This is a genomic window from Novosphingobium sp. TCA1 (assembly GCF_009811895.1).
Lineage (GTDB): Bacteria > Pseudomonadota > Alphaproteobacteria > Sphingomonadales > Sphingomonadaceae > Novosphingobium > Novosphingobium panipatense_A.
Genome location: NZ_BLJH01000001.1, coordinates 470917 through 494332, shown reverse-complemented (window position 1 = coordinate 494332; position 23416 = coordinate 470917). Strand labels below are relative to the sequence as shown.

The window sequence follows — 23416 nt, the reverse complement described above, 5'->3', positions numbered from 1 at the left end:
ATGGCGCGTTGAAGGAGGCGCTGCAGAGAAGAAGGAGAAAACGTCGTCCCGGATCAGGTCCGGGACGACGTCGTTCAGATCAGAGCGACTGGCCGGTCTTGGCCCAGTCGGCCATGAAGCCTTCGATGCCCTTGTCGGTCAGGACGTGCTTCACGAGGTTCTTGATCACGGCCGGCGGCATCGTCGCCACGTCGGCACCGATGCGGGCGCATTCGAGGACGTGGACGGGGTGGCGGATCGAGGCGGCGAGGATCTCGGTCTCGAAGGCGTAGTTGTCGTAGATCAGGCGGATGTCGCGGATCAGGTCCATGCCGTCGAAGCCGTTGTCGTCATGGCGGCCGACGAAGGGCGACACGAACGACGCGCCCGCCTTGGCGGCGAGCAGGGCCTGGTTGGCCGAGAAGCACAGCGTGACGTTGACGAGCGTGCCGTCGGAGGTGAGCGCCTTGCAGGTCTTCAGGCCGTCGATGGTGAGCGGCACCTTGATGCAGACGTTGTCGGCGATCTTGCGCAGGATTTCGGCCTCGCGCATCATGCCTTCATGGTCGAGCGCGACGACTTCGGCGCTGACGGGGCCATCGGTGAGGCCGCAGATTTCCTTGGTGACTTCCAGGAAGTCACGGCCGGACTTGGCGATCAGCGAAGGGTTGGTGGTGACGCCGTCGAGCAGGCCGGTGGCGGCGAGTTCGGCGATGTCGTTGGTGTCGGCGGTGTCGACGAAGAACTTCATGGCGCGGTTCCTGTAGGTACGAGGCGGCGACGGGAACGCGGCGGCCCCGTCGATTCTGGCGCTCCCTATAGGGAAGCGCGCCCTTCCCCGCTACCCTCGCAAATCACCCCTGCTTCAGCGCGCCGATCAGCACGGCATCGTTGGTTTCGGCAGGGTTCTGGCGGATATTCGCCTCCGCAGCGCCGATCTCGTACCAGATGCCGTTGTCGGCATCGAGCGCCAGCGCATGGGCAGTGTCCTGAACGGTCACGCCCTTGAGCGCAGCAATCGCCTGGTTGAGCGTGGTATCCTGCGCCTCGCGCATGGCGCGCTCGATTTCGGGGATCATGGCATTGACCAGGGCGGGCCCCATGGCACGGCGCAGCAGCGTGGTAGCCGCCGTATTGCCGCCCTGCAGGACCGCCGCCGGATCGGGGATGGGAACGCTCTGGGCCGTGTTCAGCACCAGCGGCCCCGCCACGCGCGCACCCGGCGTTGCGTAGAGGTTGAGCTGGTATTGCAGCTTGTCGCGAAACGCCTTGGACTTCAGCACGCCGCTGGTGGTCCGCCCCGGACGGCCGAACAGCACCGGCAGCGGAATGCGCGCGACGGGGCTGGTCCAGAAACCTTCCGGCTGGCCGAGCCAGGCAAAGGCCTTTTCGGAGGACGTGCGCATCAGGCGGCGCACCGGATCGGCACTGGCCGAACGGCCCGTTCCGCCGCCCATGCTGTCTATCGCCGAGCAGGCGGGAAGCATCATCACGCCGGTGGCGAGAAGCCCCATCAAAACGCCGCGACGGCTCCAGTCGGCATCCATACCCTGCGAATTATCCCCCATTCCCCAGCTTGCCATCATCAACTCCTTCACGCCCCCAGGCAGCAATGCCTATATGCAACCCACATGAAACGCGTCCGAATCCTTGTCTTCAACGCCGCGCTCGGCGTCCTCGACTACCGCGTCCCCGAGGGCATGGCGATAGAATTCGGATCCGTAGTGATTGCGCCTCTCGGCCCCCGGCAGGTCCTTGGCATCGTCTGGGAACCCGAACGCCTGAGCGCGCAGGACGTGCCGGAATCGAAGCTGCGGCCGCTTCTCGAAGCGCTGCCGGTCCCGCCCCTGCCGGAACGCCTGCGCCGCCTGATCGAATGGACAGCGGACTACTACTGCGCCTCGCTCTCTTCCGTGGCGCGCATGGCGCTCGGCAGCATGGCGGCCTTGCGCGGCGGCGGCACGACCACCGAATATCGCCTGACCGGCGCGGAACCGGCGCGCCTCACCCCGCAGCGCGCGGCGGCCCTCGATGCGCTTCAAGGCGAGCAGGCTTCGATCAAGGAACTGGCCGAGCTGGCTTCCGTCTCCGAGGGCGTACTCCGCGGCATGGTCGGCGCGGGCCTGCTGGAGCCGGTAGTGGTCGATCTCGACCGCCCTTATCCGCCTGGCCGCCCCGAACATGCCCAGCCCACGCTTTCCGAAGGCCAGCAGGCCGCCGCCGATGTCTTCGTGGAGGCCGTCCGCGCGCGCAAGTTCGCGCCCTTCCTGCTCGACGGGGTGACCGGCTCCGGCAAGACCGAGACTTACTTCGAGGCGGTGGCCGAAGCCCTGCGGCTGGGGCGGCAGGTGCTGGTCCTGCTGCCCGAGATCGCCCTGACCGAGAACTTCCTGCGCCGCTTCGAGCACCGCTTCGGCGTGGCGCCGATACTCTGGCATTCCTCGCTCAAGTCCAGCGAGCGCCGCCGCGCCTGGCGCGCGATCGTGGCCGGTCAGGCGCAAGTGGTGGTCGGCGCGCGCTCGGCCCTGTTCCTGCCTTACGCGAAGCTGGGGTTGATCGTGGTCGACGAGGCGCACGAGATATCCTTCAAGCAGGACGATGGCGTGCGCTACAATGCTCGCGACGTGGCCGTGATGCGGGCCAAGTTCGAAGCGATCCCGGTCGTTCTGGCCAGCGCCACTCCGGCGCTCGAATCGATGCAACTGGCCGAGGCGGGCATCTATCGCAAGATCGACCTGCCCGCGCGCTTCGGCGGTGCCCAGCTGCCGGACATCCAGATCCTGGACTTACGCCAGGAGCCGCCCGAGCGCGGCAAATGGCTTGCCCCGCGTCTCGTCGAGGAAATGAAGGCACGGCTGGCGCGCGGCGAACAGTCGCTTCTGTTCCTCAACCGAAGGGGCTATGCGCCGCTGACGCTCTGCCGCCACTGCGGTTACCGTTTCCAGTGCCCGAACTGCACGGCCTGGCTGGTCGAGCACCGCTTCTCGCAGCGCCTCGCCTGTCATCACTGCGGCCATGAAGTGCCCGTGCCCGATGCCTGTCCGGAATGCGGCACCGGCGATTGCCTCGTCGCCTGCGGCCCCGGCGTCGAGCGCATCGCCGACGAAGTGGCGGAAGTCCTTCCCGAAGCCCGCGTCGCGCTGGTGACCTCGGACACCATGAACACGGCCGAGGCCGTCGGCGAATTCGTCGCCAAGGCCGAAGGCAAGGCGATCGACGTGATCGTCGGCACCCAGCTCGTCACCAAGGGCTATCACTTCCCCGACCTCACGCTGGTGGGCGTCGTCGATGCCGATCTCGGCCTTGAGGGCGGGGACTTGCGCGCGGCGGAGCGCACCTATCAGCAGGTTGCGCAGGTCGCGGGGCGCGCCGGCCGCGGCGAAAAGCCCGGCGAAGTGCTGATCCAGACGCGCCATCCCGAAGCCTCGGTCATTTCCGCGCTCGCCGCCGGAGATCGCGACGCCTTCTACGCCGCCGAGACCGAAGCCCGGCGCGACGCCGGAGCGCCACCGTTCGGGCGCTGGGCGGCGATCATCGTCTCCTCGGAAGACCAGGCCGAAGCCAAGGCCGCGGCTCGCGCCATCGGCGGCACCGCGCCCAACCATCCCGACATGCTGGTGCTCGGCCCTGCCCCCGCCCCGCTCTCGCTACTGCGGGGCCGCCACCGCTTTCGCCTGCTGATCAATGCCCGGCGCTCGGCGGAATTGCAGAAGACCCTGCGCGAGTGGCTGGAACCGCTTCAGTTCCCCCGCGGGGTCAGGGTGAACATCGACATTGACCCTTATTCGTTCGTGTGAATCGGATAGGAATGATCGTCGTCCCGGACGACGGCAGGTTCACCCCTGTTCGCGCTTCAGCAGTTCCCGCTTGATCGCCTCGCCATAGGCATAGCCGCCGATCGTGCCGTCGGAGCGGACCACGCGGTGGCAGGGGATCAGCACCGCCACGTTGTTCGCGCCGTTGGCCGATCCCGCCGCGCGCACCGCGCCGGGCTTGCCGACCGCCGCCGCGATCTGCGCGTAGCTGCGGGTTTCACCCGGAGGAATGCGCTGCAACTCGCGCCAGACCGCTTCCTGAAAGGCCGTTCCCTGCACGTCCAGCGGGATCGCCCGCGACTGCCCCGGCTGCTCCACCGCCGCCACGACGCTTCCGAGCAGGCTCTCGAACGCCGCACCGCCCTCGATCAGTTCCGCCTTTGGAAACCGCGCGGCAAGCTCTTCGCGCCCTTCGTCGAACGAGAGACGGCAAACGCCCTTGCCAGTCGCCGCGACCAGCATCCTGCCCAGGCTGGTCGCCACGACCGCCCAGTGGATCGTCGCGCCGCGCCCGCCGTCGCGCCAGGCGGAAGGGGCCATCCCCAACCTGCCCTCGCTGGCCTCGTAGAACCGGGAACTCGCGCCGAACCCGGCCTCGTAGATCGCCTCGGTCACGCTGGCGCCGCCGCTCATCGCATCCCCGGCTCGCTCCACGCGCCGCGCCCGGACATATTCGGACGGGGAAAGCCCGACGGAACGTTTGAACACACGCTGGAAATGCGAGGGACTATAGCCAACGGCTTCCGCCAGATCGGCCAGGCCCGGCAGCTTCTCCTCATCCGAATCCAGCATCCGCAGCGCCGAAGCCACGGCTTCCTCGTCGCGCGAGACGTCGTTGGGACGGCAGCGCAGGCAGGCCCGCAAGCCGAACCGCTCCGCCGCGCCTGCATCGCCGAAGAAGCGCACGTTCTCCCGCCGGGGGTGCCGCGCCGAACAGGACGGACGGCAATAGATGCCGGTGGTGAGCACGCCGGTGACGAAGCGGCCGTCGAAGGTGCGGTCGCGCGACTGGACCGCCTGCCAGGCGCGATCGTCGCTTACGCCGCTTTCGTTCCCGCTCCCGTTCCCGCTCACAGCCGCTCTCCATCTTCCGCCTTGCGGGATCCTCGGACTCCCCCCGCCGCTATATATCGCATGGGCGGTCCCGAGGGGACCGGCCTCATCGCTGATTCGATAAGTCATGGCAAACTCCGCTCAATCGTGTGTCCCGATCTTGCAGCCGCCGTCCGGGCGATACTTCCCGCCCTTTGCTTTTAAAGCGCTTTCCCTGTCGTTGTCCCCAGCCTGCCTCCCGCAGCTTGCATCATGACACTATCGCCGCTATGCGCGCCCCGTCTGCGGGCCGGGGGGCACGTCATTGTCGTGCGCCCCAAAGTGTCCCAGCCCACCCGATGTAAGGATAGGACACGCGTGGAGAATTCCGGCGGCATCAAGGCCAGCTTGCAAGGACGCTACGCTTCGGCGCTGTTTGATCTTGCCAGCGAGAACGGCACCGTAACGACGGTCGAATCCGACCTCGAGAAGATCGGCCTCGCCATTCGCGAAAGCGGCGACCTGGGCGAACTGATTCGCAATCCCGAAGTCAGCCGCAAGGCTGCCGGCAAGGCGATCGAAGCCGTTGCCGACGTGCTCGGCCTGGCGCCGCTCACCAAGAATTTCCTGGGCGTGCTCGCGGCCAACCGCCGCCTCTTCGCCCTGCCCGAGATCATCCGCGCCTTCGCCTCGATCGCTGCCGCCCAGCGCGGCGAATCGACCGCCGAAGTCACGTCCGCGCACGCGCTGACCGACCAGCAGGTCGAGGAACTGCGCCAGAAGCTGGAACTGCGCGAAGGCCGCAAGGTCAAGGTCACGACCACGGTCGACCCTGACCTGCTCGGCGGTCTGGTCGTCACCATCGGGTCCAAGCGTATCGACAGCTCGATCCGCACTCGTCTCAATTCGCTCGCCCAGGCCATGAAGGGCTAAGAAAGGCAGAACAATGGATATCCGCGCAGCAGAAATCTCGAAGGTCATCAAGGACCAGATCGCCAGCTTCGGCACCGAAGCCCAGGTTTCCGAAGTCGGCTCGGTTCTGTCGGTCGGTGACGGCATCGCCCGCATCCACGGCCTCGACAAGGTCCAGGCCGGTGAAATGGTCGAGTTCGCCAACGGCGTTCAGGGCATGGCGCTCAACCTCGAAGCCGACAACGTCGGCGTCGTGATCTTCGGCTCGGACGCCGAGATCAAGGAAGGCGACAGCGTCAAGCGCACCAACACCATCGTCGACGTTCCCGTCGGCAAGGGCCTGCTCGGCCGCGTGGTGGACGCTCTCGGCAACCCGATCGACGGCAAGGGCCCGATCGTCACCGAACAGCGCGCCCGCGTCGAAGCCAAGGCGCCCGGCATCATCCCGCGCAAGTCGGTTCACGAACCCGTGCAGACCGGGCTCAAGGCGATCGACGCCCTCGTTCCCGTCGGCCGCGGCCAGCGCGAGCTGATCATCGGTGACCGCCAGACCGGCAAGACCGCCGTCGCCATCGACACCTTCATCAACCAGAAGGAAGCGAACCAGGGCGACGACGAAGGCAAGAAGCTCTACTGCATCTACGTCGCCGTCGGCCAGAAGCGCTCGACCGTCGCGCAGATCGTGCGCCAGCTCGAAGAGAACGGCGCGATGGAATACTCCATCGTCATCGCCGCCACCGCTTCGGAGCCCGCGCCGCTGCAGTACCTCGCGCCCTACACCGGCGCCGCGATGGGCGAATTCTTCCGCGACAACGGCATGCACGCCGTGATCGTGTATGACGACCTTTCCAAGCAGGCCGTCGCCTACCGCCAGATGTCGCTGCTGCTGCGTCGTCCTCCGGGCCGCGAAGCCTACCCGGGCGACGTGTTCTATCTCCACAGCCGCCTGCTCGAGCGCGCCGCGAAGATGAACGACGAAAACGGCGCCGGTTCGCTGACCGCCCTGCCGATCATCGAAACCCAGGCGGGCGACGTCTCGGCCTACATCCCGACCAACGTGATCTCGATCACCGACGGCCAGATCTTCCTTGAAACCGGCCTGTTCTACCAGGGCATCCGTCCGGCCATCAACGTCGGTCTTTCGGTCTCGCGCGTCGGCGGCTCGGCCCAGACCAAGGCGATGAAGAAGGTTGCCGGCTCGATCAAGCTGGAGCTGGCGCAGTACCGCGAAATGGCGGCCTTCGCCCAGTTCGGTTCGGACCTCGACGCCTCGACCCAGAAGCTCCTCAACCGCGGTGCGCGCCTGACCGAACTGCTCAAGCAGAAGCAGTTCTCGCCGCTGAAGTTCGAAGAGCAGACCGTGTCGATCTTCGCCGGCACCAACGGCTACCTCGATGCCCTGCCGGTTTCGAAGGTCACCGAGTACGAAGCCGAAATGCTCGACTTCATGCACGAAAAGCATGCCGATGTCCTCGCGCTGATCCGCACGACCAAGGACTTCGGCGACGAAGCCAAGAGCAAGACCAAGGCCGCGCTCGACGCTTTCGCCAAGCAGTTCGCCTGATCTGGGCCGCCCCGGCGCAAGCCGGGGTTCGCTCTCGGCCAGGCCCAGCTTGGTTGCAAAAGATCCCAGCTTCGCTGGGATGACGAATGGAGAAAATTGAGTGGCTTCGCTCAAGGAACTCAAGGGCCGCATCAACTCGGTCAAGTCGACCCAGAAGATCACCAAGGCCAAGCAGATGGTCGCCGCGGCCAAGCTGCGCAAGGCGCAGGCCGCTGCCGAATCGGCACGCCCCTACGCTGCGCGTCTGGCCGAAGTGATGGGCTCGCTCGCGAGCAAGATCACGGTCAGCGAGAACAGCCCCAAGCTGCTCGCCGGCACCGGTAGCGACAAGGTGCATCTGCTCGTCGTCGCCAACTCGGACAAGGGTCTGTGCGGCGCGTTCAACTCGAACATCGTCAAGGCTGCGCGCCTCAAGGCGAAGGAACTGGAAGCGCAGGGCAAGACCGTCCTGTTCTACCTCGTCGGCCGCAAGGGCCGCGCGGCGCTGCGCCGCGAGTTCCCGAAGCAGATCGCGCACATGTTCGACACCACCGACGTGCGTGACCCCGGCTTCGACGAAGCCGAACGCATCGCCAACGAACTGGTCGCCCTCTACGAGGCCGGCAAGTTCGACGTCGCGCATCTGTTCTACTCGAAGTTCCGCTCGGCGCTGCTTCAGGAACCGACCGATCAGCAGATCATCCCCGTTCCCGCGCCCAAGGCGGCTGCGGCCACCGCCGGTGCGGACGCCGTGACCGAATACGAGCCGGAAGAAGAGGAAATCCTCGCCGCGCTGCTGCCGCGCTACTTGCGCACGCAGCTCTTCGGTGCCCTCCTGGAAAACGCCGCCTCCGAACAGGGTGCGTCGATGACCGCGATGGACAACGCGACGCGCAACGCGGGCGACCTGATCAAGAAGCTGACCATCCAGTACAACCGCAGCCGCCAGGCCGCGATCACGACTGAACTCGTTGAAATCATTGCTGGCGCGGAAGCGCTGTAAGTAACCGCAGGCAAGGAAACCAAAATGGCCACCGCACCCGTGCTAAACCAGACTGCCACTGGCAAGATCAGCCAGATCATCGGCGCCGTCGTCGACGTCACCTTCGAAGGCGAACTGCCGGCGATCCTCACCGCGCTCGAGACCGAGAACAACGGCCAGAAGCTGGTTCTCGAAGTCGCGCAGCACCTCGGTGAAAACACCGTCCGCACCATCGCCATGGACGGCACCGATGGCCTGACCCGCGGTCAGCCCGTCGCCAACACCGGCAAGCAGATCTCGGTCCCCGTCGGTCCGAAGACCCTCGGCCGCATCATGAACGTCGTCGGCGATCCGATCGACGAGCGTGGTCCCGTCGGTTCGGACATGTTCGCCCCGATCCACGCCGAAGCCCCGGCCTTCATCGACCAGTCGACCGAAGCCTCGATCCTGGTCACCGGCATCAAGGTCATCGACCTTCTCGCCCCTTACGCCAAGGGCGGCAAGATCGGCCTGTTCGGCGGCGCCGGCGTGGGCAAGACGGTTCTCATTCAGGAACTGATCAACAACATCGCCAAGGGCCACGGCGGCGTCTCGGTCTTCGCGGGCGTCGGTGAACGTACCCGTGAAGGCAACGACCTCTACCACGAGTTCCTCGACGCCGGCGTTATCGCCAAGGACGCCGAAGGCAACGCCACCTCGGACGGTTCGAAGGTCGCGCTCGTGTTCGGCCAGATGAACGAACCGCCGGGCGCCCGTGCCCGCGTCGCTCTCTCGGGCCTGACCATGGCCGAGTACTTCCGCGACCAGGAAGGCCAGGACGTTCTGTTCTTCGTCGACAACATCTTCCGCTTCACCCAGGCGGGCGCGGAAGTGTCGGCTCTGCTCGGCCGTATTCCTTCGGCGGTGGGCTATCAGCCGACCCTCGCCACCGACATGGGCGCGCTGCAGGAACGCATCACCTCGACCACCAAGGGTTCGATCACCTCGGTCCAGGCGATCTACGTCCCCGCAGACGACCTTACCGACCCGGCACCGGCTGCTTCGTTCGCGCACCTTGACGCGACGACCACGCTGAACCGCGCCATCTCGGAACTGGGCATCTACCCGGCCGTCGACCCGCTCGACTCGACCTCGCGCGTTCTCGAACCCCGCGTCGTCGGTGCCGAGCACTACGAGACCGCCCGCCGCGTCCAGGAAACCCTGCAGAAGTACAAGTCGCTTCAGGACATCATCGCGATCCTGGGCATGGACGAGCTTTCGGAAGAAGATAAGCTCACCGTCGCCCGCGCCCGCAAGATCCAGAAGTTCCTGTCGCAGCCATTCCACGTCGCGGAAGTCTTCACCGGCATCTCGGGCAAGTTCGTCCAGCTCGAAGACACCGTGAAGTCGTTCAAGGCCGTCGTCGAAGGCGAGTACGACCACCTTCCTGAAGCAGCCTTCTACATGGTCGGCGGCATCGACGAAGCGGTCGAAAAGGCCAAGAAGCTGGCCGAAGAGGCGTAATCGATCATGGCTCTGCACTTCGAACTCGTCACGCCGGCCAAGCTCGTCCGCTCGGAAGACGTCCACATGGTGGTCGTCCCCGGCACCGAAGGCGAGTTCGGCGTGCTGGAGGGCCATGCGCCCTTCATGTCGACGATCGCCGACGGCGCGCTGAAGGTCTACAAGACCGACGGCGCCGCCCCGGAAGAAATCCGCATCACCGGCGGCTTCGCCGAAGTGGGCGACAAGGGCCTGACCGTGCTCGCGGAGCATGTTGGCTGATGATCGGCTGACACCTTCAGGTTCAGGAAAAGAAAAGGCCGCCCTGATCGGGGCGGCCTTTTTCGTTGGAGGTCATGTCCTCGTTTCAGCTTTGCCTGTCTCTGGAACGTTGCAGCGCCGCTTTGCTACGCAGCATGATCCAGGGAACATGGCCGGTGTCATAACGGCTGCGGAGCGCCCTCGGGAAGAACGGCGGCATGTGATCGCCAACGATCAGGATATCGGCTTCGGGGAAATCGGCCTTCATCACTTCCTGAGCGATGGCATCGGCAAGGCGCTTCTGCAGCATGTAGGACCGGCAGAGCATCGGGAAGTCCCGGTTCCAATCCGGGTCCGAAACGCGGCAATCCTCGGTCCGCAGGGAATAATCCTCGGGCACCGGCAAATGACTGTTGAGCGTAAGCCAATAGATCAGATTGCGCTGGTTCCCCGACTTGCGCAGCCGGTCACCGATCAGAGCGGGAATGTCCGGGTCGCAGGCGCCTGCAAATACGCCGCCGCAGCGCCGCGCATCCAGTTCGAGCAGCTCCGGCAGGAAAAGACGGTCCTGAAAGCCCAATTTGGGATACCAGGCGTGGCGCTCGAAGAAGTCCGAAGTAAAACTGTGGATCGCGGTCGTATGGAAGCCAGCATCGCGGAATTGGGCCGGAAGACAGTGCGAACCGTCGAAATCGAAGCTCTCGTAATCGGCCCAGACCGAACACAGTTCCCGGAGTTCTGCATTGGTGGTGGAACCGAAATAGGCGCTCGTACCGCGGCTGACCTGATAACGGGCGGACCAGCGCTGCGCGCCCCAGGCCGCATCGAACAGCGCCCGGTCGTGTGGGTTATTTGGCTCACCCAGCGACTCGACCAAGATGACGATCAGATTGCGCGCCGAGACGGAACCGGGTGCAAGCCGGTTCTGCCCGATGGCGGAATCGATGGGTGTGCCCGCTGGCGCGCTCATCTTGTACGATCCGCGCGTCCCCGCCGTGGCAGCGCCATCCACGAGGATGAAGAACCCCACGAATGCGAGGCCGACAAGCTTCTGGTCGAAGGTGGAAAGACGCGGCGTGCGCGGGCCGAAGGCTATGGCAAGTCCGAGAGCCAGGATCATGACCCCGATCGCCAGGACATATTCCGGCGATTTCGACAGATCGAGTTCCGTCAGGAACTGGAGCGACGAAAAGATGGTCATCGCATTCAGGTTGAACGAGATGGCCACATACATCATCGCCGCGAGCAGAAAGCAGATCACGATTCCGATCCGCTTCAGCCAGGTGCTTTCGAAATGACAGAAGCCGATGGCCAGAAGCCCGCATACCGCAATCGGAAACGCCGCCTGAGGCCCACCGATCGGCCACATCGCGATCGCGCCAATATTGGGAATGATCACCCACCAGAACGCAAACGGCAACGAAAAACTTCGAAACAGAGTGAATTTGAACATCAGCCCCCCAAAGTCCATGGCGGGCAAGTGACTGAAAGCCCCCTGTTCCCCGTTCGCGCCTTGGTTAGCCACGCATGGTTAACAGCTGACTAAGCGAAATCGCGCAGATCCCGTTCCAGCCTCCGCCCCATTAGTAAGTTATCAAAGTTTCAACCTTAATCCTGCGCCCATTCGCTGGCCTGTCGCCATTTGACGGTGCTCCGGCGCTGAAAGGGTTGATGAAGAAATGACGGCATTCGGGCGACGTGGCGGGATGGGCGGACTGGGCCAGGGAGCCCGGCCTGCGTTCGGCGTGGCCAAGCCGCTGAAGGTCGGCGGAGATGTCGCCGCCGCGCCTGTTCCCGGCGATCCCTTCCCCCTCCCCGCCCCGGAACCGGCGGCGCCGCAGAACTTGCGCGACGATGCCATGTCGCGCCTCGCGGATCGCGCCAATGCCGTTCACGACGGTCAGTCGGAGCAGAGCGGCTTCGAAGCCTCGATCCACAAGATCAAGGAGCAGGTGCTTCCCCGCCTGCTCGAACGCGTCGACCCCGAAGCTGCCGCCACGCTGACCAAGGACGAGTTGTCCGAGGAATTCCGCCCGATCATCATGGAGGTCCTTGCCGAACTCAAGATCACCTTCAACCGCCGCGAACAGTTCGCGCTGGAGAAAGTGCTGATCGACGAGTTGCTCGGCTTCGGACCGCTGGAAGAGCTGCTGAACGATCCCGACATCTCTGACATCATGGTCAACGGCCCGAACCAGACCTACATCGAGAAGAAGGGCCGCCTGCAGCTGGCCCCCACCAAGTTCCGCGACGAGCAGCACTTGTTCCAGATCGCCCAGCGCATCGTCAACCAGGTCGGCCGCCGCGTCGACCAGACCACTCCGCTGGCCGACGCCCGCCTCAAGGACGGCAGCCGCGTCAACGTGATCGTGCCGCCGCTAAGCCTCCGCGGCACCGCCATCTCGATCCGCAAGTTCTCCGAGAAGCCGATCACCATCGACATGCTCAAGGACTTCGGCTCGATGAGCGACAAGATGGCCACGGCCCTCAAGATCGCGGGCGCCTGCCGCATGAACGTCGTGATCTCGGGCGGCACGGGCTCGGGCAAGACGACCATGCTCAATGCTCTTTCGAAAATGATCGATCCGGGCGAGCGCGTGCTGACCATCGAGGACGCTGCCGAACTCCGCCTGCAGCAGCCGCACTGGTTGCCGCTGGAAACCCGCCCGCCAAACCTGGAAGGCCAGGGCGCGATTACCATCGGCGACTTGGTGAAGAACGCCCTGCGTATGCGCCCGGACCGCATCATCCTGGGCGAAATCCGCGGCGCCGAGTGCTTCGACCTGCTCGCCGCCATGAACACCGGCCACGACGGCTCGATGTGTACACTCCACGCCAACAGCCCGCGGGAATGCCTGGGCCGTATGGAGAACATGATCCTGATGGGCGACATCAAGATCCCCAAGGAAGCCATCAGCCGCCAGATCGCGGAGTCGGTGGACATCATCGTGCAGGTGAAGCGCCTGCGCGACGGTTCGCGCCGCACCACGAACATCACCGAAGTGATCGGCATGGAAGGCGACGTGATCGTCACCCAGGAACTCTTCAAGTTCGAATATCTGGACGAGACCGATGACGGCAAGATCATCGGCGAATACCGCAGCTCGGGCCTGCGCCCCTACACGCTGGAAAAGGCCCGCCAGTTCGGTTTCGACCAGGCATTCCTGGAAGCCTGTCTCTGACCCGGCGCTTATTTATCCCCTGAACAGGTGCCTGCCCGCCACGCCGAGCAGCAGCACCGCCGCCATCAGGGCAAAGAAGAACACCGTCGTCCAGGGCATGAAGCCCACCCGGTCGAGATCCCGGCGCTTCATCCGGCGCCGATCGCCGATCCAGGCGACCATCGCCAGCATGGCCGCGATGGTTCCGGTCACGGCCATGATCTTGTCGGATTCGCTCATGAGCGGCCATTGCCGCCTTATCGCGCCCAGCGAAAGCCCGGTCAGCAGTGTGACCGAAAAGTTTCAGCGAAACCGTCAGCGAAAGCGTCTTGGGAACCGCAAGCCCGACCGGGAGTTGCCTCCAACGATCCCGGTCGCATGGCCGGGAAGTCGCAAGAAAGGAACCAAACCATGGTCAAGAAACTCGTTCTCGCGCTCGTCGCAGGCGGCATCGTATTTTCCGCCGCGGCCTGCAACACCGTGAAGGGTGCGGGCCAGGACATCGAGTCGGTCGGCAAGGCCGGCGACGACGCCATCAACCAGTAATAGTGCTCTCCGGCCAAAGCGGCGCAGTGCCGCTTTGGTCAGCCGGGTATTCCCCGCTACGATCATGCGCTTCCACTCCTCTTCAGGATGGATTAGCGACGGGTAGAGACGTTCATTTCGACCGTCGTTCTTGAAAGGGTGAAGCAGTCATGATCAGGAGAGCGCTCCTGGCTCTTGCAGTATCCGGCATCGTGCTCGGCGCGGCGGCCTGCAATACCGTGCGCGGGGTAGGCCAGGATATCGAATCCGCCGCCAACGCGGTCGATAACGCCACCTGACCGGGGCATAACACCAAGGCGCGGAACCGGATGGGTTTCGCGCCTTGATCGTTGGTCAGCTATCGAAAATGTGATCGGCCACCATGGCCCGCGCCCGGCGCCAGAGGACCAGGCGGCTCATCACCACCATGCCCAGCACGAGGCCCAGCATGGCATCCGTCATCAGCAGGGCCTTTGCCGCTTCCGGCCCCGCCCCTACCGTCATCCCGCCCGGCAGGATCATGCGCCGCGCTGCGAAGACTACCAGCACAAGAATGAGCGCGAGAGGGGACTGGCGCATCATCACCCGCGCCTCGGCACCCTCGCCTTCGACGTGCAGGCGCATGAGCCGCGAACGCTGCATGCCGATGCCGCCGCCTATCGCGAACCCGGCGACCAGGGCCACCCAACCGGGAAGGCTGGGCGGCATCCCGTAAAGCGCGAGGCTGATCGCCGCCGTGACGATCAGCGGCGCTACCCATAGCAGGGGGAGACGGAGCGGCCTGGCCTTTTCAAGGCTGCGGAACCGCCAGGCCATTACCCCGGCGAATATCAGCAGCGGCAGCCAGCCCGCATATCCGTTTCCCCCCATATGTTCAGCTTCCCCCGATCTCGCTCAGCGAAGGCGTCCCCGGCTCACCCGGCGTGCCCTGCCACACGAGCACAGGCTTGCGCGCGGCCAGCGTTTCGTCAAGCCGACGACGCGGTGCGAAGTGCGGTGCGCTATGCAAGCTCTGGTCGCCGTCCTTGGCGCGCTGGGCAAGGCTGCGCAGCGAACCGATGAAGCGGTCGAGGCCCGCCTTGCTCTCGGTCTCGGTCGGCTCGACCAGCATCGCGCCCTTCACCACCAGCGGGAAGTAGACCGTCATCGGGTGGAAGCCCTCGTCGATCAGGCCCTTGGCGATGTCCAGCGTGGAGAAGCCCTCGGCCAGACCGGCATCGCTGAACAGCGCCTCGTGCATGCACGGGCCGCTCTTGGCAAAGGGTGCCGGCAGCAGATCCTCGCACGAACGCAGGACGTAGTTGGCGTTGAGCACCGCGTCCTCGGCAACCTGACGCAGACCGTCCGCGCCGTGGCTGAGGATGTAGGTCAGCGCACGGGTGAACATGCCCATCTGGCCGTGGAAGGCGACCATGCGGCCGAATGCCTGCGCATGGCCCTCTCCCGCGTTTTCCTCTTCGACGAGGTGGACGCGGCCATCTTCACCGCGGCTGACGAAGGGCAGCGGCGCGAACGGCGCCAGCGCTTCGGACAGCACGACCGGGCCGGCACCGGGGCCGCCACCGCCGTGCGGGGTGGAGAAGGTCTTGTGCAGGTTGATGTGCATGGCATCGACGCCCAGGTCACCGGGGCGCACCTTGCCGACGATGGCGTTGAAGTTCGCACCGTCGCAGTAGACGTAGCCGCCGGCTGCGTGAACCGCATCGCCAATCGCCTTCATCTCCGGCTCGAACAGGCCGCAGGTGTTGGGGTTGGTGATCATCACGCCGGCCACGTTCGGGCCCAGCTTGGCCTTCAGCGCCTCGACATCGACGCGGCCTTCCGGGGTCGCCGGGATCGACTGCACCTTGAAGCCCGCGAAAGCGGCGGTTGCCGGGTTGGTGCCGTGGGCGCTCTCAGGCACCAACACCACGTCGCGCTTCTCACCGCGCGCGTCGAGCGCGGCGCGGATGCAGAGCAGGCCGCAAAGCTCGCCATGCGCACCGGCCTTGGGGCTCATCGCAACCGATGCCATGCCGGTCAGCGTGATCAGCCAATCGGCCAACTGCTCGATCACTTCCAGCGCGCCCTCGACCGTCTTCTGCGGCTGGAGCGGGTGAACGTCGGCAAAGCCCGGCAGGCGGGCCATCTTCTCGTTCAGGCGCGGGTTGTGCTTCATCGTACACGAGCCGAGCGGGAACGGCCCGAGGTCGATCGCGTAATTCTGGCGCGACAGGCGGGTGTAGTGGCGTACGGTTTCAGGCTCGGTCAGGCCGGGAAGCGCCGGAGCCGACTTGCGCAGGAACTTCGACAGGCCCGCAGCCGCCGGACGGCTGGGCTTGTCGAGATCGACGCCGCACTTCTCGGAAGAGCCGAGTTCGAAGCTGAGCGCTTCTTCCAGCATCAGGCCATAGTCGCCCGAGGCGGTCTTGAAGCCAGCGCCCTCACCGGCTTCACCCATCTGAGGGCGCCAACCACTTGCGTTTACCGCGTTCATGCCAGCACTCCTTCAAGCTCACGAGCGAATGTTTCGATATCCTCGTCGGTCACGGTCTCGGTCGCCGTCACCAGCAGACCGTTATGCAGATCGCTGTCATCGGGGAACAGGCGGCCGAGCGAGACGCCGCCCAGCACCTTGCGGTCGGCCAGTTCGCGAACGACTTCGCGGGCATCGCGGTTCAGCACCAGCGTAGCCTCGTTGAAGTAGGCATCGTTCAGCACCTTCACGCCCGGCACCTTGGCCAGACGCTCGATCATGGCCTGCGCCTTGTCGTGGTTCACGGCGGCAAGCTGGGCCAGGCCTTCACCGCCCAGCAGGGTCAGGTGAATGCTGAAGGCCAGCGCGCAGAGGCCGGAGTTGGTGCAGATGTTGCTGGTCGCCTTCTCGCGGCGGATGTGCTGTTCGCGCGTGGAGAGTGTCAGCACAAAGCCCCGCTTGCCCTCGGCATCCACGGTCTGGCCGCAGAGACGGCCCGGCATCTGGCGTACGAACTTCTCGCGGCAACCGAACAGGCCGAGGTACGGACCGCCGAACTGGAGGCCGACGCCGATCGACTGGCCTTCGCCCACGACGATATCGGCGCCAAGAGCGCCCGGCGCCTCGATCATGCCCAGTGCCACCGGCTCGGTGACGACCACCACCAGCAGCGCGCCCTTGGCATGCGCGGCATCGGCAATCGCGGCCAGATCGGGAATGCGGCCCATCACGTCCGGGTACTGGACGACGACGCAGGAGGTCTTGTCGTCGATCGCGGCGATCACGGCGGCGTCATCGGCCTCGGCCACCAGCTGGGCCTTCAGCGAGACGATGTCGTCTTCGGTGAACTTGGCCATGGTGCGCACCACTTCGGCGTAGTGCGGGTGCAGACCGCTGGAGAGCACCGCGCGGTCCTTGCGGGTGATGCGGCTGGCCATGAGGATCGCTTCCCAGCACGCGGTCGAACCGTCGTACATCGAGGCGTTGGCAATATCGGTCCCGAACAGGCGTGCGACCTGGGTCTGGAACTCGAACAGCACCTGCAGCGTGCCCTGCGCGATTTCCGGCTGGTAAGGCGTGTAGGCAGTCAGGAACTCGCCGCGCTGGATCAGGTGATCGACCGAGGCGGGGACGTGATGGCGATAGGCACCGGCGCCGATGAAGAACGGTGCGGTGCCTGCCGAGAGGTTCTTGGCCGCAAGCGCGGACATGTGCCGCTCCACCGCCATTTCGCTGGCGTGGGCGGGCAGCCCCTCGATAGGGCCGGAAAGCCGGGCCTCGGCGGGCACGTCGACGAACAGATCGTCAACCGTGTCGGCACCGATGACGCCGAGCATTTCGGCGCGATCGGCGGGAGTCAGGGGCAGGTAGCGCAAGCGGCGATACTCCGTGAATTATATCGGTAAATCAGAGGCTTTCGACGTACTGCTTGTAAGCAGCTTCATCCATCAGAGCTTCGAGCTCCGAAGCGTCCGACAGAGTGACGCGGAACAGCCAGCCACCGGTCTCAGCCTGGGTGTTGACCAGTTCCGGCTCATCGGCCAGCGCGCCGTTGGCTTCGGCGATCGTGCCCGAAACCGGCGTGTAGACGTCCGAAGCGGCCTTCACCGAATCCACCACGGCAACGGAGTCGCCCTTGCCGAAGGTCGCACCGGCTTCCGGCAGATCGACGAAGGTGATGTCGCCAAGCTGGCCCTGTGCGTAGTCGGTGATGCCCACGGTGCCGAGGTCACCCTCGATTTCGATCCACTCGTGTTCTTGCGAGAAATAACGGGTCATGGGTAGGTATCCTCAGCGGTGATAGCGGTTGGGGACGAAGGGCATGGCCGCGACTGTCGCGTCGAGCTTCTTGCCCCGCAATTCGATGGAAAGGGCTGTGCCGTCCGCAGCAACGGCTGCATCGACATAGGCCATAGCGATGGGATGCTGGAGCGATGGCGAGAAACCGCCTGAAGTAACGACGCCAACCTCCTGTTCGCCATGGAAAACCTTGGCGCCCTCGCGCGCGGCCTGACGGCCATCGAGCTTGAGCCCGATGCGCTTCTGCGCGGTGCCCTCGGCAAAGTCGCGCTGGACGCGCTCGCTGCCCGGGAACCCGCCTTCGAGACGGCGGCGCTTGTTGATGCCAAAGGCAAGACCGGCATCGACCGGGCCGCGCTCGGGATCCATATCATGGCCGTAGAGGGGAAGACCGGCTTCCAGGCGCAGCGAATCCCGCGCGCCGAGGCCGATCGGCTTCACTTCCGGTTCGCCGCAGAGCAGGTCCGCGATCATCGCCGCGGATTCGCCCGGAATGGCGATCTCGAAGCCATCCTCGCCGGTATAGCCCGAACGGCTGATCCAGGCATCGACGCCGCCCAGCTTGAAGGTGCTGCCCTTCATGAAGGTCAGCGCGGAAACGCCGGGTGCATGACGCTCCAGCGCTTCGGCGGCCTTCGGCCCCTGAAGCGCCAGCAGGGCGTTGTCATCGAGGTGATTGAGCGTGATGTCGTCCGGGAGATATTCGCGCAGGGTGCCGATATCGTCCCACTTGGTCGCGCCGTTGACGACGAGATAGAAACCGCTTTCCCAGCGCGTGACCATCAGGTCGTCCAGGATGCCGCCGTTTTCGTCGAGCAGGAGCGAGTAACGCACCGAGCCAGTCTTCAGCGTCGAGAGATCGATCGGCAGGGCGGCTTCCAGCGCGGCTTCCACGCCCTCGCCGGAGATGTAGAGCTGGCCCATGTGGCTGACGTCGAACAGCCCGGCGCTCTCGCGCGTCCAGAGATGCTCGGCCATGATGCCTTCGTACTGAACGGGCATCGTGTATCCCGCGAACTCGACCATGCGGCCGCCGCGTTCACGGTGCCAGCCGTCGAGCGGCAGCAGCAGCGGGGCCAGTTCTTCGGGTTCCTGATCGGAATCGGAAATCGGATATTCGCTCAAGACATGACTCCGCACAGTTCGGTACACCATTCCAGGTGCCCCCTCTGTCACGGAAACCTGAGAGCTTCCTCCAGCAAGCCGTTGAACGACAAGCCAAAGTTACACCGTCGGCGGCCTCATCCCGAAGGAAGAGACACTTTCCAGAGTCTCGCTATCGACGCTGCGCGGTCCTTTTGCCTGAGAGATTCCGGGGCGGTTGCTCCTTCGGCGCCCACCGTTTCGCGAATGCGAATCAGCAGGTCTCTCCCGCGCTGTCAGCGATATCTCGTCAATTGAGTGAGCACCGCGCGCAAGTCAACGCAATCGCGCTGCACTGCGTCACAATTTCCACCAAAACCGGAAATCCGCGTCAGGATCGATAATCGCGCAGGATTTCGGCAAAGGAATCGTGCTCATGGACGAAACGACCGGGCGCGTCTTCCTTGCCGAGCGACAGGATCACTTGCGCCAGCCGGACGGAAGCAATCGAGCGAAACCGCCGCAGCCTTGCATGAAACACCAGGAGATCGGCGAGCGGTGCAACCATCTGCCCTGCCATTTCCAGCGGACGCCCCTCTTCCCGCCTGCCGCGCAGCAACCCCGGCCTCAGAATGTCGAGACGCGCGAAACCCAGCTTGCCGAGCGCGTCCTCGGTCTCGCCCTTGGTGCGCAGATAGAGGTTCGAACTCGCGGGATCGGCGCCCACCGAGGATACCAGTATCATGTGGCCGATCCCCGCCTTGCGGGCCGCCGCGGCTACCTCCAGCACGAGATCGTGATCGACTGCCCGGAAAGCCGCGTCGCTGCCCGCCGTCTTTCGCGTCGTTCCCAGCGCACAGACCAGCACGTCGCCGTGGGCGGCCGCGATCAGTTCGGGCCAGTCGGACGTGGCACCCACAAGGATCTCCAGACGCGCACCCTGCGGCAGGGGAACCTCGCGCCGGGCGACGCCGATGACCCTCACGTCCGGGCGACCCCGGCTTTCCTCGATCACCGCCGATCCGACGAGACCGCTGGCACCGACGAGGCAGAGCCGCCTTGCAGCGGCACCTGCCACTTGCACCGGCGCCTCATACATTCCGCAGGCCTTCGGGCGTGCTGCCGTAGATCTGGGCATGGCAGGAAATGGCATAGCGGTCGGTCATGCCCGCGATATAGTCCGCAATGTGACGGCTGCGGGCGGGTTCGTGGCGCGGAAGCCCGTCGATCCAGCTCTCCTCCATCAGCACCGGCTCCTGCGAGTAGGCCGAATAGAGTTCCGCCAGCAGCGCACGCGCGCGGCGCGCGGTTTCGAGCTGCTCGGGGTGATAATAGAGCTTCTCGTACATGAAGCGCTTGAACTGGCGCTCCCCTTCCTCGACTTCCGGCGAGAAAGCCACGAGCTGGCGACCGGCATTGCGGACCTGATCGACGCTTTCGATGCCGATCAGGCGCTTCTGCGTTTCGGCCAGCAAGTCATTGACCATGAAGCCGATCTGGCTTCGGATCAGCTCGGCAAGCTGACGGTCGCGCGGGACGCCGGGATAGCGCCGCTCCACATCGGCCCAGCGCGGGACGATGAAGGGATGGGCGAGCAGTTCGTCGAGATCGAGGAAACCGGCGCGCAAGCCGTCATCGATGTCGTGGTTGTCGTAGGCGATGTCGTCCGAAAGGGCCGCGACTTGCGCTTCGAGCGAAGCATAAGTGCCCAGCTCCAGCCCATAGGCGGCGTCGAGTTCGGCCAGCGCCCAGTTCGGCTCGGAAACCGGGCCGTTGTGCTTGGCCAGGCCCTCCAGCGTCTCCCATGTCAGGTTCAGCCCGTCATGCTCGCAATAGGGGTTTTCGATCCGCATAAGGGTGCGCAGGCAATTGGCGTTGTGATCGAACCCGCCCGCCTTGTGGAGCGCCGCGTCGAGCGCCTCTTCACCGGCATGGCCGAAAGGCGGGTGGCCGATATCGTGGGCCAGCGCGAGCGCTTCGGTCAGGTCCTCGTCCAGCCCCAGGATGCGGGCGATCACGCGGGCGACCTGGGCCACTTCCAGGCTGTGCGTCAGGCGCACGCGGTAGTGATCGCCGTCCGGGGCGATGAAGACCTGGGTCTTGTAGCGCAAGCGGCGGAACGCAATCGAATGGACGATCCGGTCGCGGTCACGCTGATAGGGGCTGCGCTGGCCGCGCGGCAGGCCCGTGCCGACGGGGAATTCGCGACCGCGCGATCGGGCCGGATCGGAGGCGTAAGGCGCAAGGGTATGTTCAGGGGTCAAGCTGGTGTCTTTCCTGGAAGCAGGCTTGCTCTCGGCGTCCTACTAGCGAGCAAGTCCGGTCCTGCACAAGGCCGCCGAGGAGGTCGTCACGAGAATGACCTCGCTGTCGTCCACCGCCTTCACGGCCCGGACCCAGGCCCCGATGGTCTTCTTGTCGCCCTCCAGTTTCTGGAGCCTGATCAGTTGCGGCAGGCTGAGCCGCTCGACCATGCGCTTCGACATACAGGTGGCGACCCGGTCCGACATTCCGGCCTCGACCAGAGCGGATCGCACCCGCCATCCGGCATAGAGATGCACGCCCACTGCCAGCACCGCGAGAAGACCGGCGAGCAGGAGGATTCGCTTGAGAATACGCAGCATGGCGGCCCTATAGAGCCCCGCGATCAGTCCGCCAGCGCTTTCACGATATCCTCGACCATCTTCTTGGCGTCGGCGAGAAGCATCATGGTCTGGTCCATGTAGAAGACCTCGTTGTCCACCCCGGCATAGCCCTGCCCGCCCATCGACCGCTTGATGAAGAAGATGGTCTTGGCCTTTTCCACGTCGAACACCGGCATGCCGTAGATCGGTGAGGTCTTGTCGGTCTTGGCGGCGGGGTTGACCACGTCGTTCGCGCCGATGATGAAGGCGACATCGCACTGGGCAAACGCGCCGTTGATGTCTTCCAGTTCGAAGACTTCGTCGTAGGGCACGTTGGCCTCGGCCAGCAGGACATTCATGTGGCCGGGCATGCGGCCCGCGACCGGGTGGATCGCATATTTCACGCTGACGCCGTGGGCCTTGAGCTGGTCTGCCATCTCCCGAAGCACGTGCTGGGCCTGTGCCACGGCCATGCCGTAGCCGGGGATGATGATGACGTTCTCGGCCTCTTTCATGAGGAAGGCCGCATCCTCGGCCGAGCCGCGCTTCCAGGGGCGGTCGCTGGCGGCCGCAGCACCGCCTGCGCCGGATTCCGCGCCGAAACCACCGGCGATCACCGAAAGGAAGCTGCGGTTCATCGCCTTGCACATGATATAGCTGAGGATCGCGCCCGAGGATCCGACCAGGGCGCCGGTAATGATCATCGCCGTGTTGTGGAGCGTGAAGCCCATGGCGGCGGCGGCCCAGCCCGAATAGGAATTGAGCATCGAGACGACCACCGGCATGTCCGCGCCGCCGATCGGAATGATCAGTAGGAAGCCGATGGCGAAGCTCAGCACCACGATGGCCCAGAACAGTTCCGGGGTGCTGCGGTGGAACAGGCCGACGAGCACGACGATGGCCAGTAGCGCACCGAGATTGATGACGTGGCGCGCCGGAAGCAGGATCGGCGCGCCGCTCATGTTGCCGTTGAGCTTGGCAAAAGCGATGACCGAACCGGAAAAGGTGACCGCGCCGATGGCGACGCCCAGCCCCATCTCGATCCGGCTGCCCTTCAGGATATCGAGCCCGCCCGGCTCCAGAATGCCGAACGCCGCCGGATTGTAGTAGGCCGCGATACCCACCAGCACTGCCGCAAGACCGACCAGCGAGTGGAAGGCGGCGACGAGCTGCGGCATGGCCGTCATCTGGATGCGCCGGGCGATCACGAAGCCGATGCCTCCGCCGATGGCGATGGCGACGAGGATTTCCGGCAGGCTGGCGATCTCGTGCGTCACCAGCGTGGTCGCGACCGCAATGCCCATGCCGATCATGCCGTAGCGGTTGCCGCGGCGGCTGGTGGCGGGAGACGACAGTCCGCGCAGCGCGAGGATGAAGCAGATCCCGGCGACGAGGTAGGCGGCGGCGATCCAGGGGTTCAGGGCATGGACCTCCATCAGCGCCCGCCTCCGCCCTTGCCGGTCTTGAGCGCGCCGGTCTTAGGCGCGCCCTTCTTCCGGTACATCGCCAGCATGCGCTCGGTAACGGCGAAACCGCCAAAGATATTGACGCTGGCCAGCACGACCGCGCCCAGTCCCAGCCACTTGGCCAGCGGCGAACCCTCCGCCGCGCTGGCGACCAGAGCGCCGACAACTATCACCGAGGAGATGGCATTGGTAACGGCCATGAGCGGGGTATGCAGCGCCGGCGTGACCGACCAGACGACATAGTAGCCCACGAAACAGGCCAGTACGAAGATCGACAGGATCGAGATGAAATCCAT

The 23416-nt window shown here is 65.1% G+C and carries 24 protein-coding genes and 2 riboswitches; of the genes, 9 read left to right on the top strand and 15 right to left on the bottom strand.

The window, feature by feature from the left end; translation table 11 throughout:
- Nucleotides 1-79: 79 nt before the first annotated feature.
- Nucleotides 80-730, bottom strand: a complete 651-nt coding sequence (fsa, locus tag NTCA1_RS02350; protein WP_086490353.1) for a fructose-6-phosphate aldolase — start codon at nt 728-730, stop codon at nt 80-82.
- A gap of 103 nt (nt 731-833) precedes the next feature.
- The gene (locus NTCA1_RS02345) at nt 834-1562 is read right to left on the bottom strand and encodes a DUF4197 domain-containing protein (protein WP_159827877.1); all 729 of its coding nucleotides are present in this window, start codon (nt 1560-1562) and stop codon (nt 834-836) included.
- A 48-nt stretch (nt 1563-1610) separates the two neighbouring features.
- On the opposite strand from NTCA1_RS02345, the gene NTCA1_RS02340 reads away from it, so the two are divergent.
- Nucleotides 1611-3776, top strand: coding sequence for a primosomal protein N' (locus NTCA1_RS02340; protein ID WP_159827875.1), 2166 nt, complete (start codon nt 1611-1613; stop codon nt 3774-3776).
- 39 nt (nt 3777-3815) lie between these two features.
- Here the strand turns inward: NTCA1_RS02340 and ada are convergent, their stop codons facing one another.
- Nucleotides 3816-4868, bottom strand: a complete 1053-nt coding sequence (gene ada / locus NTCA1_RS02335; protein ID WP_236549048.1) for a bifunctional DNA-binding transcriptional regulator/O6-methylguanine-DNA methyltransferase Ada — start codon at nt 4866-4868, stop codon at nt 3816-3818.
- 336 nt (nt 4869-5204) lie between these two features.
- Between ada and NTCA1_RS02330 the strand changes: the two genes are divergently transcribed.
- The 5 genes from NTCA1_RS02330 to NTCA1_RS02310 all read left to right on the top strand — a co-directional run bounded on the left by NTCA1_RS02330 (nt 5205) and on the right by NTCA1_RS02310 (nt 10027).
- Nucleotides 5205-5759 (top strand): F0F1 ATP synthase subunit delta, encoded by a 555-nt coding sequence (locus tag NTCA1_RS02330; RefSeq protein ID WP_159827869.1) that lies wholly within the window; start codon nt 5205-5207, stop codon nt 5757-5759.
- A 13-nt stretch (nt 5760-5772) separates the two neighbouring features.
- Nucleotides 5773-7302 carry a F0F1 ATP synthase subunit alpha gene (gene atpA / locus NTCA1_RS02325; RefSeq protein WP_159827866.1) on the top strand — a complete coding sequence of 510 codons (1530 nt, stop codon included), beginning with the start codon at nt 5773-5775 and terminating at the stop codon, nt 7300-7302.
- A gap of 100 nt (nt 7303-7402) precedes the next feature.
- The gene (locus NTCA1_RS02320; RefSeq protein ID WP_159827863.1) at nt 7403-8284 is read left to right on the top strand and encodes a F0F1 ATP synthase subunit gamma; all 882 of its coding nucleotides are present in this window, start codon (nt 7403-7405) and stop codon (nt 8282-8284) included.
- A 24-nt stretch (nt 8285-8308) separates the two neighbouring features.
- Nucleotides 8309-9766: a F0F1 ATP synthase subunit beta gene (gene atpD / locus NTCA1_RS02315; RefSeq protein WP_086490359.1), complete on the top strand. Its 1458-nt coding sequence runs from the start codon at nt 8309-8311 to the stop codon at nt 9764-9766.
- Between the two features lie 6 nt (nt 9767-9772).
- Entirely contained in the window at nt 9773-10027 is a 255-nt protein-coding gene (locus tag NTCA1_RS02310) for an ATP synthase F1 subunit epsilon (protein WP_086490360.1), read from the top strand.
- 85 nt (nt 10028-10112) lie between these two features.
- On the opposite strand, the gene NTCA1_RS02305 is transcribed toward NTCA1_RS02310, so the two are convergent.
- Nucleotides 10113-11426 (bottom strand): sulfatase-like hydrolase/transferase, encoded by a 1314-nt coding sequence (locus NTCA1_RS02305; protein WP_159827860.1) that lies wholly within the window; start codon nt 11424-11426, stop codon nt 10113-10115.
- 259 nt (nt 11427-11685) lie between these two features.
- On the opposite strand from NTCA1_RS02305, the gene NTCA1_RS02300 reads away from it, so the two are divergent.
- The gene (locus NTCA1_RS02300; RefSeq protein ID WP_086490362.1) at nt 11686-13188 is read left to right on the top strand and encodes a CpaF family protein; all 1503 of its coding nucleotides are present in this window, start codon (nt 11686-11688) and stop codon (nt 13186-13188) included.
- Nucleotides 13189-13200: 12 nt separating this feature from the next.
- Here the strand turns inward: NTCA1_RS02300 and NTCA1_RS02295 are convergent, their stop codons facing one another.
- Nucleotides 13201-13407, bottom strand: a complete 207-nt coding sequence (locus NTCA1_RS02295; RefSeq protein WP_086490363.1) for a hypothetical protein — start codon at nt 13405-13407, stop codon at nt 13201-13203.
- 171 nt (nt 13408-13578) lie between these two features.
- Between NTCA1_RS02295 and NTCA1_RS02290 the strand changes: the two genes are divergently transcribed.
- Both NTCA1_RS02290 and NTCA1_RS28425 read left to right on the top strand, forming a co-directional pair.
- On the top strand, nt 13579-13713 hold the full coding sequence (locus tag NTCA1_RS02290) for an entericidin A/B family lipoprotein (protein ID WP_086490500.1): 135 nt from the start codon (nt 13579-13581) through the stop codon (nt 13711-13713).
- A 149-nt stretch (nt 13714-13862) separates the two neighbouring features.
- Nucleotides 13863-13991, top strand: a complete 129-nt coding sequence (locus tag NTCA1_RS28425; RefSeq protein ID WP_086490364.1) for an entericidin A/B family lipoprotein — start codon at nt 13863-13865, stop codon at nt 13989-13991.
- A gap of 55 nt (nt 13992-14046) precedes the next feature.
- Here the strand turns inward: NTCA1_RS28425 and NTCA1_RS02285 are convergent, their stop codons facing one another.
- The 10 genes from NTCA1_RS02285 to NTCA1_RS02240 form a co-directional block, all read right to left on the bottom strand.
- A complete protein-coding gene (locus NTCA1_RS02285) occupies nt 14047-14562 on the bottom strand; it encodes a DUF1453 family protein (protein ID WP_086490365.1) in 516 nt (171 codons plus the stop codon).
- A gap of 4 nt (nt 14563-14566) precedes the next feature.
- Entirely contained in the window at nt 14567-16168 is a 1602-nt protein-coding gene (gcvPB, locus tag NTCA1_RS02280) for an aminomethyl-transferring glycine dehydrogenase subunit GcvPB (RefSeq protein ID WP_086490366.1), read from the bottom strand.
- A complete protein-coding gene (gene gcvPA, locus NTCA1_RS02275) occupies nt 16165-17523 on the bottom strand; it encodes an aminomethyl-transferring glycine dehydrogenase subunit GcvPA (protein WP_159827857.1) in 1359 nt (452 codons plus the stop codon). Before gcvPA ends, gcvPB begins: the two co-directional genes overlap by 4 nt.
- Before the next feature lie 31 nt (nt 17524-17554).
- On the bottom strand, nt 17555-17926 hold the full coding sequence (gcvH, locus tag NTCA1_RS02270) for a glycine cleavage system protein GcvH (protein WP_159827854.1): 372 nt from the start codon (nt 17924-17926) through the stop codon (nt 17555-17557).
- Nucleotides 17927-17938: 12 nt separating this feature from the next.
- Complete coding sequence (gene gcvT / locus NTCA1_RS02265) at nt 17939-19072, bottom strand: glycine cleavage system aminomethyltransferase GcvT (RefSeq protein ID WP_236549047.1); 1134 nt, start codon at nt 19070-19072, stop codon at nt 17939-17941.
- Nucleotides 19073-19106: 34 nt separating this feature from the next.
- Nucleotides 19107-19226: riboswitch (glycine riboswitch) on the bottom strand.
- A gap of 1 nt (nt 19227) precedes the next feature.
- Nucleotides 19228-19331, bottom strand: a riboswitch (glycine riboswitch).
- A 90-nt stretch (nt 19332-19421) separates the two neighbouring features.
- Nucleotides 19422-20129 carry an NAD(P)H-binding protein gene (locus tag NTCA1_RS02260; RefSeq protein WP_159827848.1) on the bottom strand — a complete coding sequence of 236 codons (708 nt, stop codon included), beginning with the start codon at nt 20127-20129 and terminating at the stop codon, nt 19422-19424.
- Complete coding sequence (locus NTCA1_RS02255; RefSeq protein ID WP_159827845.1) at nt 20122-21294, bottom strand: deoxyguanosinetriphosphate triphosphohydrolase; 1173 nt, start codon at nt 21292-21294, stop codon at nt 20122-20124. Before NTCA1_RS02255 ends, NTCA1_RS02260 begins: the two co-directional genes overlap by 8 nt.
- 42 nt (nt 21295-21336) lie before the next feature.
- Complete coding sequence (locus tag NTCA1_RS02250) at nt 21337-21654, bottom strand: hypothetical protein (protein ID WP_159827842.1); 318 nt, start codon at nt 21652-21654, stop codon at nt 21337-21339.
- A gap of 23 nt (nt 21655-21677) precedes the next feature.
- Entirely contained in the window at nt 21678-23090 is a 1413-nt protein-coding gene (locus NTCA1_RS02245; RefSeq protein WP_086490373.1) for an NAD(P)(+) transhydrogenase (Re/Si-specific) subunit beta, read from the bottom strand.
- Nucleotides 23090-23416, bottom strand: coding sequence for an NAD(P) transhydrogenase subunit alpha (locus NTCA1_RS02240; protein ID WP_159827839.1), 327 nt, complete (start codon nt 23414-23416; stop codon nt 23090-23092). The genes NTCA1_RS02245 and NTCA1_RS02240 overlap by 1 nt, the downstream gene beginning before the upstream one ends.

What these genes read in the sequence shown, in the direction of transcription:
- NTCA1_RS02300 (WP_086490362.1), top strand. Translation starts at nt 11,686, where the DNA reads ATGACGGCATTCGGGCGACGTGGCGGGATGGGCGGACTGGGCCAGGGA.
- NTCA1_RS02250 (WP_159827842.1), bottom strand. Translation starts at nt 21,654, where the DNA reads ATGCTGCGTATTCTCAAGCGAATCCTCCTGCTCGCCGGTCTTCTCGCG.
- NTCA1_RS02245 (WP_086490373.1), bottom strand. Translation starts at nt 23,090, where the DNA reads ATGGAGGTCCATGCCCTGAACCCCTGGATCGCCGCCGCCTACCTCGTC.
- NTCA1_RS02295 (WP_086490363.1), bottom strand. Translation starts at nt 13,407, where the DNA reads ATGAGCGAATCCGACAAGATCATGGCCGTGACCGGAACCATCGCGGCC.
- NTCA1_RS02290 (WP_086490500.1), top strand. Translation starts at nt 13,579, where the DNA reads ATGGTCAAGAAACTCGTTCTCGCGCTCGTCGCAGGCGGCATCGTATTT.
- NTCA1_RS28425 (WP_086490364.1), top strand. Translation starts at nt 13,863, where the DNA reads ATGATCAGGAGAGCGCTCCTGGCTCTTGCAGTATCCGGCATCGTGCTC.
- atpD (WP_086490359.1), top strand. Translation starts at nt 8,309, where the DNA reads ATGGCCACCGCACCCGTGCTAAACCAGACTGCCACTGGCAAGATCAGC.
- NTCA1_RS02240 (WP_159827839.1), bottom strand. Translation starts at nt 23,416, where the DNA reads ATGGATTTCATCTCGATCCTGTCGATCTTCGTACTGGCCTGTTTCGTG.
- fsa (WP_086490353.1), bottom strand. Translation starts at nt 730, where the DNA reads ATGAAGTTCTTCGTCGACACCGCCGACACCAACGACATCGCCGAACTC.
- NTCA1_RS02340 (WP_159827875.1), top strand. Translation starts at nt 1,611, where the DNA reads ATGAAACGCGTCCGAATCCTTGTCTTCAACGCCGCGCTCGGCGTCCTC.
- atpA (WP_159827866.1), top strand. Translation starts at nt 5,773, where the DNA reads ATGGATATCCGCGCAGCAGAAATCTCGAAGGTCATCAAGGACCAGATC.
- NTCA1_RS02260 (WP_159827848.1), bottom strand. Translation starts at nt 20,129, where the DNA reads ATGTATGAGGCGCCGGTGCAAGTGGCAGGTGCCGCTGCAAGGCGGCTC.
- NTCA1_RS02310 (WP_086490360.1), top strand. Translation starts at nt 9,773, where the DNA reads ATGGCTCTGCACTTCGAACTCGTCACGCCGGCCAAGCTCGTCCGCTCG.
- gcvH (WP_159827854.1), bottom strand. Translation starts at nt 17,926, where the DNA reads ATGACCCGTTATTTCTCGCAAGAACACGAGTGGATCGAAATCGAGGGT.
- NTCA1_RS02285 (WP_086490365.1), bottom strand. Translation starts at nt 14,562, where the DNA reads ATGGGGGGAAACGGATATGCGGGCTGGCTGCCGCTGCTGATATTCGCC.
- gcvPB (WP_086490366.1), bottom strand. Translation starts at nt 16,168, where the DNA reads ATGAACGCGGTAAACGCAAGTGGTTGGCGCCCTCAGATGGGTGAAGCC.
- NTCA1_RS02345 (WP_159827877.1), bottom strand. Translation starts at nt 1,562, where the DNA reads ATGGCAAGCTGGGGAATGGGGGATAATTCGCAGGGTATGGATGCCGAC.